This window comes from Naumannella cuiyingiana (genome assembly GCF_013408305.1).
GTDB lineage: Bacteria > Actinomycetota > Actinomycetes > Propionibacteriales > Propionibacteriaceae > Naumannella > Naumannella cuiyingiana.
In genome coordinates, this window is sequence record NZ_JACBZS010000001.1 from 128,369 (window position 1) to 143,254 (window position 14,886).

Genomic DNA, 14,886 nt, shown 5'->3' on the forward strand with positions numbered 1-14,886 from the left:
AGTTTCCTTGACCAATCACTTCACAGCTTGCGAAGCTTTCCCGATGCAGTGGTCACCGCAGCAACTGGAGGCATTCCTCGCCGTGTCCGGCGAGGCGACCATGGCCGAGGCCGCCGACCGGCTGGGCCTCAGCCTGGCCGCGGTGTCCCAGCGCATCGCGGCCCTGCAGGCCGGACTGCCCGAACCGTTGCTGGTCCGCGACGGTCGGCGCCTGGTCACCACCGACGCCGGCCGCACCTTCGCGCGGTACGCCGAGCGCATCCTCGCCACCGCCCGCGAGGCCGAGCAGGCACTGGCGGCCGATGCGACCCGGCGGGCGACGGTGACGCTGGGCGTGTTCGGGTCGGCCGCGGCCACCATCGTCCCGGCGGCGATGCACGAGCTGGCGGGCCACGCGGCGATCGCGGTCGAGACCCGCGAGATCGGCGTGGACGAGTTGGGCGCCGCGGTGGCCGCCGGCCGGGTCGATCTCGGCCTCGGAGTGGGGTACGCCGATGCGCCGGAACCGCCCCTGCGCGGCGTCGACACCGAGGTGCTGCAGACCGAGGAGCTGCTGTTGGCGCTGCCCCCGGGATCGGATCCGGATCCGGCCGGCCGCGCCGCGCTGGCCGATCGGCTCGACTGGATTCTCGGGCCGGCGAGTTCCTACTTCGGTCGGGCGGTCCGGGTCGCCTGCGGGCGTGCCGGCATCACGCCGCGGGTGCGACACGAGGTCACCGACACCGCCGTGGCGATCGCGCTGGCCGAGGCCGGCGCGGGCATCACTCCCGTCACCGCCCGCATGGTGCGGCTGCGCCCGACGAGCTCACCGCTGGTGCCGCTGCCGGTCCCGGCGTACCGACAGGTCGTGATTCGCGCGCGGCGGGCCCAGTTGTCGCGACCGAGCGTGCGTGCCGTTGCGGACGCGCTCACCCGCGCGACGATCGGCACGGCCGGGGGCGCCGCCGGCGTGCCGTAACGTCGGCCGGGCACGCGAGCGAGGGAGGCAGCATGCACAACCCGTTGGTCGATCGGATGCGGGGCTTCGGCACGACGATCTTCGCCGAGATGACGGCACTCGCCGACGCCACGGGGGCGATCAATCTCGGCCAGGGCTTTCCCGACACCGACGGACCACCCGAGGTGCTCGAGGCCGCGCAACGGGCCATCACCGACGGGCACAACCAGTACCCGCCGGGCCGGGGCATCCCGGCCCTGCGCCGCGCGGTCGCCGAACACCAGCGCGCCTGGTACGGCCAGAACTGGGATCCCGACACCGAGGTGTTGATCACCGCCGGCGCCAACGAGGCGATGACCGCCACCATCCTCGCCCTGTGCGAGCCGGGCGACGAGGTGATCCTGCTCGAGCCCGCTTTCGACTCCTACTGGGCCTCGATCGCCCTGGCCGGCGCGCGGGCGGTGCCGGTCCCGCTGCAGGGCCACGACCTGCGCCTGGACCCCGATCTCCTGCGCGCCGCGGTGAGTCCGCGTACCCGGTTGATCATCGTCAATTCCCCGCACAACCCGACCGGCCGCGTCCTCGATCGCACCGAGCTGCAAGCGATCGCCGACGTGGCAACCGAACGCGACCTGCTGGTGGTGACCGACGAGGTCTATGAGCACCTGACGTTCGATGATCATGCCCACCTTCCGCTGGCCGGGTTCGACGGCATGCGGGACCGCACGATCTCGATCTCGTCTGCCGGCAAGACCTTCTCGGTCACCGGCTGGAAGATCGGCTGGGTCTGCGCGGTGCCCGAGTTGATCAACGCGGTCACCACGGTCAAGCAGTTCATGACCTATGTGAACGGCGCGCCGTTCCAGCACGCGATCGCCGCCGGGCTGGGGCTGCCGCCCGAGCGGTTCGAGCAGATTCGCGCCGACCTGCAGGCCGGTCGCGACGTGTTGGTGCCGGCGCTGGCCGAGGCGGGCCTGGACGTGCTGCCGAGCCAGGGCACCTATTTCGTCACCGCGGACGTGTCGGCGCTCGGCGAGAGCGACGGGCTCGCCTTCTGCCGGTCCCTGCCGGAGCGGTGCGGCGTCGCGGCGATCCCCAGCCAGGTGTTCTACGCCGAGCAGACGCCCCGACCGCTGGTCCGCTTCGCGGTCTGCAAGCGACCCGACGTGCTGGCCGAGGCCGCGGACCGGCTGTCGGCGCTGCATCGCTGATCGCCGAGGTCGCGGTCCGGGTCGGCGGCAGAGCGCGCCACAACCGACCACTGGTCGGGGTTTGGTCCGGCCTGCGGCGTTCGCACTCGCCGTTACCGACCACTGGTCGCGGTTGTGGCGGCGCGATGTCGACGGCTTCGAATCGCGTCGGCCGAGGCTGCCCAAAGGCTGGCGGCACTCGGGCGGTGACGGTTAGGGTCGCAGTGGTTTGACCTTTCCGGCTGCCACTCGCGGGTGGCCGGCACCCCCGACCGTCCGACCGAAGGAAACATCAATGCCGATGTACAGATCCGCCCCGCGGCGGTTCGCCGCGGCCATCGCCGCCGTGCCGCTCGCCGCCGCCGGCCTGTTCGTGGCGTCGCCGCCACAGATCGCCGGCGCCGACCCGCTCGATCCCGCCGACGGGATCACCCGCGCGGAGAATCCCCGCGTACCCGAGGGCGCCGTCTGGTACGAGCAGTACTTCGACTCCCCCGTCGCCTCCAACGACGGCAGCCCCGTGGAACTGCATGCCGACGTCATCCGGCCGGCCGACATCCCGGCCGACCAGCAAACCCCGGTGATCTTGTCCGTCGGGCCCTACTTCGCCCACGCCGGACAGACCAGCGTCGAGCAGTCGGCGACCGGCCCCTCGGAGCGGTTCAACGACCTGATCGAGGGCGCGGACCTGATGGATCGCGGCTACACCTTCGTGATGGTCGACCTGCGCGGCTTCGGCGGCAGCTCGGGCTGCCTGGACTGGGCGGGGCCGGGCGAGCAGGCCGACGTGAAGGCGGCCGTCGAGTGGGCCGCCGACCAGGAATGGTCCAACGGCAAGGTCGGCATGTACGGCAAGTCCTACGACGCCGTCACCGGCCTGATCGGTGCCAACCTGCAGCCCGACGGGCTCGAGGCGGTGATCGCCCAGGAGCCGGTGTGGAACATGTACAACTACCTGTACTCCAACAACGTGCCGCGGCCCAACCAGATCTACACGCCCTCGGCGTACAACTCGATCGCCAGCATCCCGGGCTTCCCCGAGGACAGCCAGCGCTACCGCGACAACGCCGCCTACACGGGTACGCCCGCCGGCGCTTGCTACGAGACGAACTCCCGCGAGCCCGCCGAGAACACCAGCCTCGACACGGCGTACTGGCAGGCCCGCGATCTCGCGGCGCAGGCGCAGGGTTCGACCGTGCCGCTGTTCGTCACCCAGGGCTTCATCGAGACCAACACCAAGCCCGAGGACATGGACACCTACCTGGCCAACCACGCCGGCCCGCAGCGCGGCTGGCTCGGCCAGTGGAACCACGTCCGCGGCAACGATCTCGACGACCCCGATGATCCGAACAGCCCGCTCGCGATGGGCCGCGAGGGCTGGTTCGACGAGGTGATGTCGTTCTACGACGAGTACCTCCAAGGCGTCGAGCCGACCGTCGACTACCCGAACTTCCTGATCCAGGACAGCGACGGCAACTGGCGCGGCCAGGAGACCTGGCCCGGCAAGGCCCGCACCGTCTCGGTCAGCCTCGGCGGCGGTCGCTATCTCGACGACGGCGTGGCCCAGGGCCCCGCCCCGGACCGGACCCAGGCAGACCGGACCCAGGCAGACCAGAGGCAGGCAGACCAGAAGCAGGCGGACCGGGGCCGATCCGGCGAGGGTGCCGCCCGCGAGGGCGACATGGAGTATGTCGAGCGCACGCCCCCGGGCCTGCGCAAGGACCGGGACAAGCGTGGCGGCCCGCGGCACGGCGAGGTCGGCCAGAACTACGCGACCTTCTCCGATCCGGTGCGCCGCGAGGTACGCCTGACCGGTACGCCCGCGATCAACCTCAAGACCAAGGGCGAGCGCAACGTGATGGTGCGACTGTGGGACGTCTCGCCGGACGGCACCGCGGTGATGATCAACGAGAATGTCGCGGTGCTGGAGGCCGACGGGAGGACCCGCTTCGACCTGAAGTCGATGGAGTGGACGCTCCATCGGGGCGACTCGCTCGCGGTGACGATCGGTACGCTCACCGACGGCTACTGGTGGCCGGAGCCCTCCGGGCAACAGGTCACCGTGCAGTCGGCCAAGCTCGACCTGGCCCTGCAGTCGACGACCGATGACGTGGCGGCCGAGGGCGAGCGCGCACCGTTCCTCGATCGCTACATCGCCGCCTACACCGCCGACGAGCCGATGACTCCACCGGCCAAGGGCAGGTTCCGCCTGGCCCTGCCGGGCAAGTGAGTCTGTCCGGCAGGTAGGTCAGCCCGGATCGGGCTCGCGGCGGGGGCCGTCGGCCGCCGCCGCGAGCCGGATCACCGGGTCCGGGTGCCCGCCCGCGACGACCCCGGCGGTGATCGCGGCCGCGAGCTGCTCCGCGCGGTCGGTCGGCACCAGTGCCAGGCACGCACCGCCGAATCCCCCGCCGAACAGCCGGGCCCCGAGCGCACCCGCATCGACGGCGGCCGCCACGGCCGCGTCGATCGCGGGCACGGAGTTCTCGAAGTCGTCGCGCATCGAGGCGTGCGAGGCTGTGAGCAGGTCGCCGATCTCGGCCGCGCGGCCGGCGTCCAACAGCTCGGTCACCCGGGCCGTGCGGGCGTTCTCGGTGACGACATGGCGGACCCGGCGAAACACATTCGGGGCCAGGCGCGGGCGTACCCGATCAAGATCATCGACGCCCAGCTCGCGCAGCGAGGTCAGGCCGAGCACCGAGGTCGCCTCCGCGCACTCGGCCCGACGCTGCCCGTAGCCGCCCGTGCCGTGCTCGTGCCGGGTCCCGGAGTCGATGATCAACACGCCGAGCCCCGCGGCGGCCAGGCCGAGCGGGACCGCACGCCGGGCGAGATCGGCGAAGTCGATCAGTACGCCGTGATCGCGCCGGGCAAACATCACGGCGGTCTGGTCGAGGATGCCGGTGGGTGCGCCGACCGCGACATTCTCCGCCCGCTGACCGGCCGCCGCGAGCTCGGCGGGACCGAGGTCCAGCCCGAACAGCTCGGCCAGCGCGGTCCCGACGGCCATCTCCAGGGCGGCCGACGACGAGACGCCGATGCCGACCGGGACGTCGGAGGTGACGGTCGCCTCGAACGGCCCGATCGCCCCCGGCACCGCCTGTGCGAGCGCCCACGCCATCCCGATCGGGTACGCCGCCCAGCCGTCGACGGCCGGGGGTTCGGGCAGCTCCAGGACCCGGGCGGGGACGCTCACCGGCCCGGCACCCGGGCTGTCGCTGCGCACCCGCAGGATCGGCTCGTCGGCGCGGCGCACGGTGACCGACGTCCTGCGGTCCAGGCCGAACGGCAGCGACAGGCCGGCGTTGTAGTCGGTGTGATCGCCGATCAGGGTCACCCGGCCGGGCGCCGACCAGGTCGTGCTCATCGCGCGACCACCGGATGCTCCCGCTCGGCCCGGGCGATCGCCTCGCGCAACCGGTCGGCCTGCTCCTCCGGGGCCACGTCACCGACCCAGCCACCCATCGCGGCCTCGCTGCCGGCGAGGTACTTCAGCTTGTCCGGGCCGCGGCGCGGCGAGGTGATCTGCCAGGTCAGGCGTACCGTGTCACGGTGCTGGTGCACCGGGGCCTGGTGCCAGCCGGCGATATAGGGCGTCGGGGTGTCGTAGAGCGCGTCCACCCCGCGCAGCAGCTCCAGCGTGGCAACCGCCAGCTCGGCGCGCTCTTCGGAACTGGTCGCGGCGAGATCGGGAAGCTGCCGATGCGGGACCAGATGCACCTCCAGCGGCCAGCGGGCGGCGAACGGGACATAGGCCGACCAGTGTTGACCGCGCAGGACCACGCGCGGCCCGGACAGCTCCGCGGCGACGATGTCGCCCATCAGCGTCGGGCCGTAGCTGTCGATCTGGCGCAGCAGGGCCGATGTCCGCGGAGTGATGTAGGGATAGCCGTAGATCTGACCGTGCGGATGGTGCAGGGTGACGCCGATCTCCACACCCCGGTTCTCGAACGCGAAGACCTGCTCGACCCCGGGCACCCGGCTCAGGGCGGCCGTGCGCGCGGCCCACGCCTCGACCACGGTCCGCGCGCGGGTCGCGGTCTGGGTGGCGAACGAGCCCGTGCTGTCGGGGCTGAAGCAGACCACCTCGCAGCGGCCGACCGCGCGCCGATGGTCGAACAGGCCGGGATCGCCGGGGCCGGCGCCGACCGACTCCGCGACGTCCGGGCCGAAGGCGGGCGACCGGTTCTCGAAGACCGCGACGTCGTAGTCGTCCGGGATCTCCGAGTTGGGGTTGTCGGTGCCCTGCGGTGCGAGCGGATCCAGGGTGGGCAGCACGGCGCGGGCCTGGCGGGCCGTGGCCATCGTGATCCAGTCGCCGGTCAGCGGATCGCGCCGCAGTTGCGGCGTCTCGGGGCGCGGCGCGAGGCTGCGGCGGTCAACCGAAGGCACCGGGCGCGGAGGCGTACCCGGGTCGTCGAAGTAGATGATCTCGCGGCCGTCGGCCAGCCGCCCGGCGCGCTGCGTGACCTCCGATGCCGGCTCCCGCCGGGTCGTCGCCACTCGTCCGCTGCGCGATGCCACGTGTGTCATCCTCCCGCCGCCACGCCCCCGCCGACCCCGTTTCGGGGGCAAAACTAACACTTCGTTACACAAACGCGTTCATACGCACCAACCATGTGCAGGTTTTTTCGTTTATGGTCGTTTCAGAACGTCAGTCGGCGTTCACCCGCCGCGGTCGGCCGCGTCGGTCTGGACAATGTCGTCAGGAGTCAGCGTGACCACTCATCCCGCCCTCACCCGCCGCCGCCTTCTCGGGCTCGGACTCGGGGCCGCCGCCATCGGCGCCGTACCAGCGCTCGGTGCCTGCACCGGGACCACGACCCCGCCGGGCGCGGGCTCGCCGGGGGCCACCGGTTCGGCCACCTTCGGTTCGAACGCCTCCGACCCGGTGCCCCGGGCGGCCTATGCCGCGGTGGTCGAGGCCTACTCCGCCGGCGGCAACACCGTGACCACCAACACGGTCCCGCACAACGACTTCCAGAACAACATCAGCACCTACCTGCAGGGCAGCCCGGACGACGTCTTCACCTGGTTCGCCGGCTACCGGATGCAGTACTACGCCGAGCAGGGTGTGCTGGCGGACGTGGACGACGTCTGGGCCGAGATCGGCTCAAACTTCTCACCGGCTCTGGCGGCCGCCTCGACGGGGCTGGACGGCAAGAAGTACCTGGTGCCGAACTACAACTATCCGTGGGTCGTGCACTACCGCAAGAGCCTGTTCGCCGAGCGCGGCTACCAGGTGCCGACGACCTGGGACGAGTTCGTCGCGCTCTGCAAGCAGATCCAGGGCGACAAGATCATTCCGATCGAGTTCACCAACAAGGAGGGCTGGCCCGCGTTCGGCATGTTCGACTACCTCAACATGCGGACCAACGGCTACCAGGCCCATGCCGACCTGTGCGCCCACCGGTCGAGCTGGGACAGCCCGGACGTGGCCGCGGTCTTCGACGGGTGGCGCGAGATCCTGCCCTTCCAGAATCCCGGCGCGCTGGGCATGACCTGGCAGGACGGTGCGGCGAACCTGGGCGAGAAGAAGTCGGCCATGTACCTGATCGGCACCTTCGTCACCCAGGAGTACGCCGACAACAACGAGGTGCTCGACGACATCGACTTCTTCCCGTTCCCGGCGATCGGCGACGAGGGGCAGAGCGCGGTCGAGGCGCCGATCGACGGGCTGCTGCTGTCGCGCCGCGGCGGGGAGAATCCGGTCGCCCGCGATTTCGCGAAGTTCGTCGGTACGCCGCAGGGGCAGGATGCCTACTCCGCCAAGGACACGTCCAACCTGCCGACGGCAGCCGAGGCCGATCGCAGCTATCTGACCCCGATGCTGACCAAGGCGGCCGAGCTGATCGCCGGGGCGAGTGCGGTGAGCCAGTTCTTCGACCGCGATGCCCTGCCGGCGATGGCCAGTAATGTCCTGGCTCCGGCCCTGCAGGAGTTCACCCGCGACGGCAAGATCGACCTCGCCAACATCGAGGCGCAGGCCGCCCAGCTCTACGCAGCCCAGTGACCGCAACGCTCGATGCGCCGGCCCGCGACCGGGTCCGGCCGCGCCGCCCCCTGCGCACGCTCTCGATCACCGACAAGATCGCGCTGGCGATCATGGTCGGCGTCCCGACGCTGGTGCAACTGCTGCTGGTCTGGCTGCCCGCACTGGCCTCGATCGGCCTGTCCTTCACCCGGTGGAACGGGATCGATCTCGACCGCATCGAGCCGGCGGGACTGGCCAACTACGACTACATCGTCTCGCTCTACCCGCCGTTCTGGCCCGCCGTGGCGCACAACGTCATCTGGCTGCTCTTCCTGGCCGGCATCGCCACTCCGCTCGGGCTGCTGCTCGCCGTGCTGCTGGACGGCAAGCTCGCCGGCAGCCGGATCTACCAGAGCGTGTTCTTCGTCCCGGTGATGATCTCGCTGGCTCTGACGGGCGTGATCTGGCAACTGTTCTACCAGCGCGACAACGGCCTGCTGAACAACGTCCTCGGCACGGCAGGTACGCCGGCCGCGATCGACTGGTTCGGCGATCCAGATGTCAACCTGCTGGCGGCGATGGTGGCGGCGACCTGGCGGCACGCGGGCTATGTGATGATCCTCTATCTCGCCGGCCTCAAGGGCGTCGACCCGGCGTTGCGCGAGGCCGCCGCGATCGACGGCGCGAACGGCTGGCAGACGTTCTTCCGGGTCGTCTTCCCCGCCATGCGACCGATCAACATCATCATCGTGGTGATCACGATCATCGAGTGCCTGCGCGCCTTCGACATCGTCTATGTGATCAACCGGGGCACGAACGGCCTGGAGCTGCTCGGCGCGCTGGTCGTGCAGAACCTGGTCGGCGAGGGCCAGGTGATCGGCATCGGCTCCGCGCTGGCGGTGATCCTGCTGGTCGTCTCCCTCGGGCCGATCATCTTCTACCTCACCCGCGCCTTCGGAAGGGAGGACTGATGGCGACCACCGCGCGTACCATCCGACCCCGATGGGGGACCCATCTGTTCTTGTTGACCATGTCCGTGATGTGGCTGGCCCCGCTGCTCTGGGCCGCCTACACCGCGCTGCGGCCCTACGGCTCCACCCAGCGCCTCGGCTACTTCTCGGTCGGCGGCGAGTACAACCTGGACAACTTCGCCAGGGCGTGGACCCAGAGCGGATTCCTCACCTACCTGACGAACTCCGTGATCATCGTGGTCCCGACCGTCTTCTTCACCCTGGCGTTGTCGTCGATGATGGCCTATGCGGTGACCCGGGTGCGCTGGGCGCTCAGCATCCCGCTGCTGATCGCCTTCACCGCGGGAAACCTGCTGCCGCCCCAGGTGTTGGCCGCCCCGTTGTTCGCGATCTTCAAGAACCTGCGACTGCCCTACTGGTTCTCCGACTCCGGCTCGCTGCTCAACACCTACATCTCGGTGATCATCGTGAACCTGGCCTTCCAGGTCGGATTCTGCACCTTCGTGCTCGCCAACTACATGAAGGCGCTCTCCCCCGATCTCACCGAGGCCGCCCTGGTCGACGGCGCCGGCGTCTGGCGTCGCTACTGGTCGATCGTGCTTCCCCTGTGCCGACCCGCGCTGGCCGCGCTGGCCACCTTGGAGATCATCTTCATCTACAACGACTTCTTCTGGCCGTTGCTGTTCATCACCTCCGGGGACCGGCTACCGGTGACCACGGCGATCAAGAATCTGCAGGGCCAGTTCTTCAGCGACTACAACCTGCTGGCCGCGGGCGCGCTGATCACTCTCATCCCAACGTTGATCGTCTATCTGCTCCTGCAACGCCACTTCGTCGCCGGGCTTACGCTGGGATCGAGCAAAGGATGAGAGCGATGAACCAACGCACGCGCACGATGATCGCCGCCGAGCGGCAGGCCGCGATCATGCAGACCGTACGCGAGCGACGGATCGTCCGGGTCAGCGATCTTGCCGACGACTTCGAGGTCTCCCCGATGACCATCCGCCGCGACATCGACGGGCTGCACGAGCAGGGGCTGCTGGAACGCGTGCACGGCGGCGCCCGGCTGGCCCGACACGGCGCGACGGAGGAGCCCCGGCCCGGCGAGAAGGCACGGCAGCAGCAGGCCGAGAAGGCCGCGATCGCCGAGGCGGCGCTGGCCCAGATCCAGCCGGGACAGGCCGTCGGACTGTCGGCCGGCACCACCACACTCGCGCTGGCGCGCCTGCTCGGCCGGGTCAGCGAGCTCACCGTGGTGACGAACTCGGTGCCGATCGCCGAGGCCCTGCGGCAACATGCCGGGGCCAGCACCGTGCTCACCGGCGGCCAGCGAACCGTCTCCGACGCGCTGGTCGGTCCGATCGCGGTGTCGGCGCTGCGCCAGTTGCACATCGACCTGCTGTTCGTCGGGGTGCACGGCATCGACGAACGCGCCGGGTTCACCACGCCGAACATGCTGGAGGCCGATGCCAACCGCGCGTTCCTGGAATCGGCGCGCCGGCGGGTGGTGCTGGCCGACCACAGCAAGTGGGGCCTGCTCGGGATCAGCTCCTTCGCCGGCCTCGACGACGTCGACGAGGTGATCAGCGATGTCGGTCTCGACCAGGGGGCGCGCGCGCTGCTGGCCGACGGGGTCGGGCGGCTCACCCTGGTGGATCCCGGCGCCGGCGAGCCGCTGGTGCTCACCGGCGGAGACGGATGAGGCCGGCGCGTCCGCGGCTCGGGGAGCCGGTCGGCACGCGCGCGGAGCTGCGCTCGGACACGGTGCTGGAGGCCGTGTCCGTGGACGCACCCGGCTGGGCGGCGACCGACACCGAGTTCGCCGAGCTGCTGCAGGTCGCGCTGCACGGCGGCTCGCTCGCGGACGCGCAGCTCTATCGGACGCGCTGGACCGACGTGGAGGTGGTCGGGTCCGATCTGGCGAATCTGGTGCTTCGGGAGAGCATCTGGTCGCGGGTCGCGCTGGAGCGTTGCCGCGCCACCGGGCTCATGCTGGCGGGCTGCCGGATCGCCGATCTGACGGTGGTCGATACCGTCGCCGAGCTCGCCAACTGGCGGCAGGCGCGCGTGCGCCGGGCGGCGTTCACGGGCTGCCGGCTGTCCGGGGCCGACTTCGGTGACGCCGAGCTGGAGTCGGTCACCTTCGATCGTTGCGACCTGACCGACGCGCGGTTCGCCGGGGCGCGGCTGTCCTCGGTCCGGTTCGTCGGCTGCACGATGACCGGGCTGACCGGCGTCGCCTCGCTCGCCGGCGCCCGTATCGAACCGGTGAATCTCGCCGAGCTCGCCGGGCAGCTCGCCGGCGCCCTCGGCATCGAGCTGGTCGTCAAGAACGACGCCTGACCCGCAGCCACACCTGCGCCCGCGGCACCGGGGCGCTCAGGCGGGCTCGAGGAACTCCCAGATGGCGGCATTCAGGCCCCCGTCACCGAGTCGGGCGTACCGCCCGTCGGGCAATCCACGCTCGACCAGCCGGACCGCGCGCTCGTCGGCACCATCGGCGAGGACCAGGGACGCAGCCCGCACCTCCCCGAGGCGCCCGGTGACATCGACCCGGCCGAGCGCATCGATGGCGGCCAGCAGCCGGTCCTTGTCGATATTGCGGTCGGCGAGGCGGCTGCGCGGCATCAGCTTCACCGCCATCCGCTGGCTCGCCCGGGCCCAGCCCGGCAGGCCGAGCAGCGGATCCACCAGCACCAGCCGGTCGACCAGCTCGGGATGGTCGGCGGCCAGCCGGATCGCGACCGCCGCGCCGAGGCTGCGCCCGCACAGGCTGATCCGCTGCACACCGTGCAACTGCGGCAGCCGCGCCAGCGCGTCGACCGCCGCGCCCAGATCGAACGCGCCGCTGTCGGTCGGCTTGGTTCCCGCGATCCACGGCGTCAGGGGCTGCCAACCCGGCGCCATCGCCACCACCTGGTCCTGCCAGACCAGCGGCGTCTCCCCCAGTCCGTGCAGGAAGACCAGCAGCCGTGGGGCATCCTGCGCGCCGGGCTCCGGCTGCGGTTCGCTCACGCGTCACCTCCGAGTTCTCGGTACGCCGCGGCGAGCGCCGACTCGTCCGGGCCGGCGACCACGCACGCGCTCGCGAGCCCGTCCAACAGCACGAAGCGCAGCACCGCGCCGCGAGCCTTCTTGTCCAAAGCCATCGCCGCGCGCAGTCCGGACCACTCCCCGGCACCCGCCCCGGTCGTGGGCAGCCCCACCGCGGCAAGCACCTCCCGGTGCCGGTCCACCAGCGCATCGTCGGCCAGCCGCAGCCGGCGCGCCAGCAGCGCCGCATAGACCATGCCCACCGCGACCGCCTCGCCGTGCCGCCAGCGGTACTCGTGCACCCGTTCGATCGCGTGCGCCAGCGTGTGCCCGTAGTTCAACAGTTCCCGACCGACCCGCGTACCCTCCGAGGTCGCCTCACGAAGATCGGCCGACACCACGCGGGCCTTGACCGCGACGCCGCGGGTGATCAACTCCGTCAGCCGCGCCGAGTCCGGGCGTACCGCGTCGGCCGGATCATCCATGATCAGGTCCAGGATCTCCGGGTCGGCGATCAGTCCGCACTTGATCACCTCGGCCAGCCCGGCGACCAGGTCGGCCCTCGGCAGGGTGTCCAGCAGCGCGGGGTCACACAGCACCCCGGACGGTTCCCAGAAGGCCCCGACCAGGTTCTTGCCGGCGGCGATGTTGATCCCGGTCTTGCCGCCGACCGCGGCATCGACCATGCCGAGCACGGTGGTCGGGATCGTGATCAGGCGTACCCCCCGCAGCCAGCTCGCCGCGACGAATCCCGCCAGATCGGTGGTCGCACCGCCGCCGAGACCGACGACCAGGTCCGAGCGGGTGAATCCGTCGGCGGCCAGTCGGTCCCAGCACCGCGCCAGCACCGTCCGGGTCTTCGCCGCCTCGGCGTCGGGAACCTCGATCAGGCTGGCCGGTACGCCGAGATCCGCCGCGAGCCGCTCCGCCCGCTCCGCCAGCACGGCCGGGTGCAGGACGGCGACCCGGGACGCATCGCCCGCGAGCTCGCCCAGCCGCTCACTGGCGCCGCGTTCGATGATCACCGGGTACGGCCGTTCGGCGGCCACCTCGATCGTGCTCACCCGGAGCGCTCCGCGATGATCAGGTCGGCCACCTCGGCGGCGGCCAGGTCGTCGGTGTCGACGGTCAGTCCGGCCGCGGCCGCATACAGCGGGGTTCGCTCGCCGAGCAGCTTGATCAACCGGCCGCGGACGTTGCCGAGCAGCAGCGGCCGCGCCACGTTCAGGCCCACTCGATCGGCGGCGCGACCCGCGCTCACCTTCAGCCACACCACCTCGTGGGCGGCCAGCGCGTCGCGGACCTGCGGGTCCAGCACGGCACCGCCGCCGAGGGAGACCACCCGCTCCCCCGGCTCCGCGAGCACCGCCAGCGTGGCCTCGCGCTCCAGGTCCCGGAACGCCTTCTCGCCGTCGGTCGCGAAGATCTCCGCGATCGCGCGGCCGGTGCCGGCCTCGATCAGTTGATCGACATCGACGAAGGGCAGCTCGAGCCGCTCGGCGAGCGCCGGGCCGACCGTCGACTTGCCCGAGCCGGGGGCGCCGACCAGGACCAGGCTCACGCGTGCACCTCCGCCGGCGCGACCGCCAGTCCACGCGCGGCGATGTCGGCGAGATAGGCCTCGGCATTGCGCCGGGTCTCGCCGACCGAGTCGCCGCCGAACTTCTCCAGCGCCGCCTCCGCCAGCACCAGCGCGACCATCGCCTCGGCCACCACGCCGGCAGCCGGGACGGCGGCGACATCGCTGCGCTGGTGGTGCGCCGAGGCCGCCTCGCCGGTGGCCGTGTCGACGGTACGCAGCGCGCGCGGCACCGTCGCGATCGGCTTCATCGCCGCGCGTACCCGCAGCACCTCGCCGGTGCTCATCCCGCCCTCGGTGCCGCCGGAGCGACCGCTGGCGCGCCGCACCCCGCCGGCCGCCGGCTCGATCTCGTCGTGTGCCCGGGAGCCCCGGGTGCGGGCCAGCGCGAAACCGTCGCCGATCTCGACGCCCTTGATCGCCTGGATACCCATCAGCGCGCCGGCCAGCCGCGCGTCCAGGCGCCGATTGCCCTGGCTGTAGCTGCCGAGGCCGGGCGGCAGCCCCCAGGCGACGACCTCGACCACCCCGCCGAGGGTGTCGCCCGCCTTCTGGCAGGCCTCGACCTCGGCATACATCGCCGCGGCCGCCTCCGGGTCCAGGCAGCGCAGCGGGTCGGCGTCGATCGCCGCCAGGTCACCCGGCCCGGGCAGCGTGCCGGGCGCCACCGAGACCGGCCCGAGCTCCACGACATGGGAGAGGATCGCGACGCCGAACGCCTGGGACAAGAAGTTCTGCGCCACCCGCCCGACGGCAACCCGCGCGGCGGTCTCGCGCGCCGAGGCGCGTTCCAGCACGGGCCGGGCCTCGTCGTGGGCGTACTTCTGCATCCCGACGAGATCGGCATGCCCGGGCCGCGGCCGGGTCAGCGCCGCGCCGCGCGCCTGCCCGGCCAACTCCTCCGGGTCGACGGGATCGGGCGACATCACGGTCTGCCACTTGGGCCATTCGGTGTTGGCGACCTCGATCGCGACGGGCGAGCCCATCGTCTGCCCGTGGCGTACCCCGCCCAGCAGGCGCACCCGGTCGGCCTCGAACTTCATCCGCGCCCCGCGACCGTGACCGAGCCGGCGGCGCGCAAGCGCCTCGGAGATCTCGGAGGTGGTGATCGACACGTGCGCGGGCAATCCCTCGATGATGGCCACCAGGGCCTCCCCGTGGGATTCGCCGGCGGTCATCCAGCGGAGCATGGGCGCCAGTGT

14 protein-coding genes are annotated in these 14,886 nt (G+C 71.5%); 8 read left to right on the forward strand and 6 right to left on the reverse strand.

The genetic code is table 11. From position 1 onward, the window contains the following. Window positions 1-43 precede the first annotated feature (43 nt). The 3 genes from GGQ54_RS00540 (at window position 44) to GGQ54_RS00550 (ending at window position 4,357) form a co-directional block, all read left to right on the forward strand. Complete coding sequence (locus GGQ54_RS00540; RefSeq protein WP_179443611.1) at window positions 44-958, forward strand: LysR family transcriptional regulator; 915 nt, start codon at window positions 44-46, stop codon at window positions 956-958. A 32-nt stretch (window positions 959-990) separates the two neighbouring features. Beyond that, window positions 991-2,148, forward strand: coding sequence for a pyridoxal phosphate-dependent aminotransferase (locus tag GGQ54_RS00545; protein ID WP_179443612.1), 1,158 nt, complete (start codon window positions 991-993; stop codon window positions 2,146-2,148). Window positions 2,149-2,422: 274 nt separating this feature from the next. After that, a complete protein-coding gene (locus tag GGQ54_RS00550) occupies window positions 2,423-4,357 on the forward strand; it encodes a CocE/NonD family hydrolase (protein WP_218843571.1) in 1,935 nt (644 codons plus the stop codon). 18 nt (window positions 4,358-4,375) lie between these two features. Here the strand turns inward: GGQ54_RS00550 and GGQ54_RS00555 are convergent, their stop codons facing one another. Together GGQ54_RS00555 and galT are read right to left on the reverse strand one after the other, a co-directional pair. Next, window positions 4,376-5,494 carry a galactokinase gene (locus GGQ54_RS00555; RefSeq protein ID WP_179443613.1) on the reverse strand — a complete coding sequence of 373 codons (1,119 nt, stop codon included), beginning with the start codon at window positions 5,492-5,494 and terminating at the stop codon, window positions 4,376-4,378. Next, window positions 5,491-6,651: a galactose-1-phosphate uridylyltransferase gene (gene galT, locus GGQ54_RS00560; protein ID WP_343045804.1), complete on the reverse strand. Its 1,161-nt coding sequence runs from the start codon at window positions 6,649-6,651 to the stop codon at window positions 5,491-5,493. The genes GGQ54_RS00555 and galT overlap by 4 nt, the downstream gene beginning before the upstream one ends. A 193-nt stretch (window positions 6,652-6,844) precedes the next feature. Here galT and GGQ54_RS00565 point away from each other — a divergent pair, with 193 nt between their 5' ends. The 5 genes from GGQ54_RS00565 to GGQ54_RS00585 are packed head-to-tail and all read left to right on the forward strand — an operon-like array spanning window position 6,845 to window position 11,415. Next, complete coding sequence (locus GGQ54_RS00565; RefSeq protein WP_218843573.1) at window positions 6,845-8,140, forward strand: extracellular solute-binding protein; 1,296 nt, start codon at window positions 6,845-6,847, stop codon at window positions 8,138-8,140. Then, window positions 8,137-9,072, forward strand: a complete 936-nt coding sequence (locus tag GGQ54_RS00570) for an ABC transporter permease subunit (protein WP_218843575.1) — start codon at window positions 8,137-8,139, stop codon at window positions 9,070-9,072. The genes GGQ54_RS00565 and GGQ54_RS00570 overlap by 4 nt, the downstream gene beginning before the upstream one ends. Continuing rightward, window positions 9,072-9,941 carry a carbohydrate ABC transporter permease gene (locus GGQ54_RS00575; RefSeq protein WP_179443616.1) on the forward strand — a complete coding sequence of 290 codons (870 nt, stop codon included), beginning with the start codon at window positions 9,072-9,074 and terminating at the stop codon, window positions 9,939-9,941. Before GGQ54_RS00570 ends, GGQ54_RS00575 begins: the two co-directional genes overlap by 1 nt. 5 nt (window positions 9,942-9,946) lie before the next feature. Further along, window positions 9,947-10,774, forward strand: a complete 828-nt coding sequence (locus tag GGQ54_RS00580; protein WP_246292500.1) for a DeoR/GlpR family DNA-binding transcription regulator — start codon at window positions 9,947-9,949, stop codon at window positions 10,772-10,774. Further along, complete coding sequence (locus GGQ54_RS00585) at window positions 10,771-11,415, forward strand: pentapeptide repeat-containing protein (RefSeq protein ID WP_179443617.1); 645 nt, start codon at window positions 10,771-10,773, stop codon at window positions 11,413-11,415. The genes GGQ54_RS00580 and GGQ54_RS00585 overlap by 4 nt, the downstream gene beginning before the upstream one ends. A gap of 36 nt (window positions 11,416-11,451) precedes the next feature. Here GGQ54_RS00585 and GGQ54_RS00590 read toward each other — a convergent pair whose 3' ends face one another. Genes GGQ54_RS00590 through aroC form a run of 4 tightly spaced genes read right to left on the reverse strand, consistent with a single transcriptional unit; the run spans window position 11,452 to window position 14,874 of the window. Then, window positions 11,452-12,087, reverse strand: a complete 636-nt coding sequence (locus tag GGQ54_RS00590; protein WP_179443618.1) for an alpha/beta fold hydrolase — start codon at window positions 12,085-12,087, stop codon at window positions 11,452-11,454. Then, a complete protein-coding gene (gene aroB, locus GGQ54_RS16630) occupies window positions 12,084-13,169 on the reverse strand; it encodes a 3-dehydroquinate synthase (RefSeq protein WP_343045805.1) in 1,086 nt (361 codons plus the stop codon). Before aroB ends, GGQ54_RS00590 begins: the two co-directional genes overlap by 4 nt. Then, complete coding sequence (locus GGQ54_RS16635; RefSeq protein WP_343045806.1) at window positions 13,166-13,666, reverse strand: shikimate kinase; 501 nt, start codon at window positions 13,664-13,666, stop codon at window positions 13,166-13,168. Before GGQ54_RS16635 ends, aroB begins: the two co-directional genes overlap by 4 nt. Next, the gene (aroC, locus tag GGQ54_RS00600) at window positions 13,663-14,874 is read right to left on the reverse strand and encodes a chorismate synthase (protein ID WP_179443620.1); all 1,212 of its coding nucleotides are present in this window, start codon (window positions 14,872-14,874) and stop codon (window positions 13,663-13,665) included. The genes GGQ54_RS16635 and aroC overlap by 4 nt, the downstream gene beginning before the upstream one ends. Window positions 14,875-14,886: the final 12 nt, after the last annotated feature.

What these genes read in the sequence shown, in the direction of transcription:
- GGQ54_RS00540 (WP_179443611.1), top strand. Translation starts at nt 44, where the DNA reads ATGCAGTGGTCACCGCAGCAACTGGAGGCATTCCTCGCCGTGTCCGGC.
- GGQ54_RS00545 (WP_179443612.1), top strand. Translation starts at nt 991, where the DNA reads ATGCACAACCCGTTGGTCGATCGGATGCGGGGCTTCGGCACGACGATC.
- GGQ54_RS00550 (WP_218843571.1), top strand. Translation starts at nt 2,423, where the DNA reads ATGCCGATGTACAGATCCGCCCCGCGGCGGTTCGCCGCGGCCATCGCC.
- GGQ54_RS00555 (WP_179443613.1), bottom strand. Translation starts at nt 5,494, where the DNA reads ATGAGCACGACCTGGTCGGCGCCCGGCCGGGTGACCCTGATCGGCGAT.
- GGQ54_RS00575 (WP_179443616.1), top strand. Translation starts at nt 9,072, where the DNA reads ATGGCGACCACCGCGCGTACCATCCGACCCCGATGGGGGACCCATCTG.
- GGQ54_RS00580 (WP_246292500.1), top strand. Translation starts at nt 9,947, where the DNA reads ATGAACCAACGCACGCGCACGATGATCGCCGCCGAGCGGCAGGCCGCG.
- GGQ54_RS00585 (WP_179443617.1), top strand. Translation starts at nt 10,771, where the DNA reads ATGAGGCCGGCGCGTCCGCGGCTCGGGGAGCCGGTCGGCACGCGCGCG.
- aroC (WP_179443620.1), bottom strand. Translation starts at nt 14,874, where the DNA reads ATGCTCCGCTGGATGACCGCCGGCGAATCCCACGGGGAGGCCCTGGTG.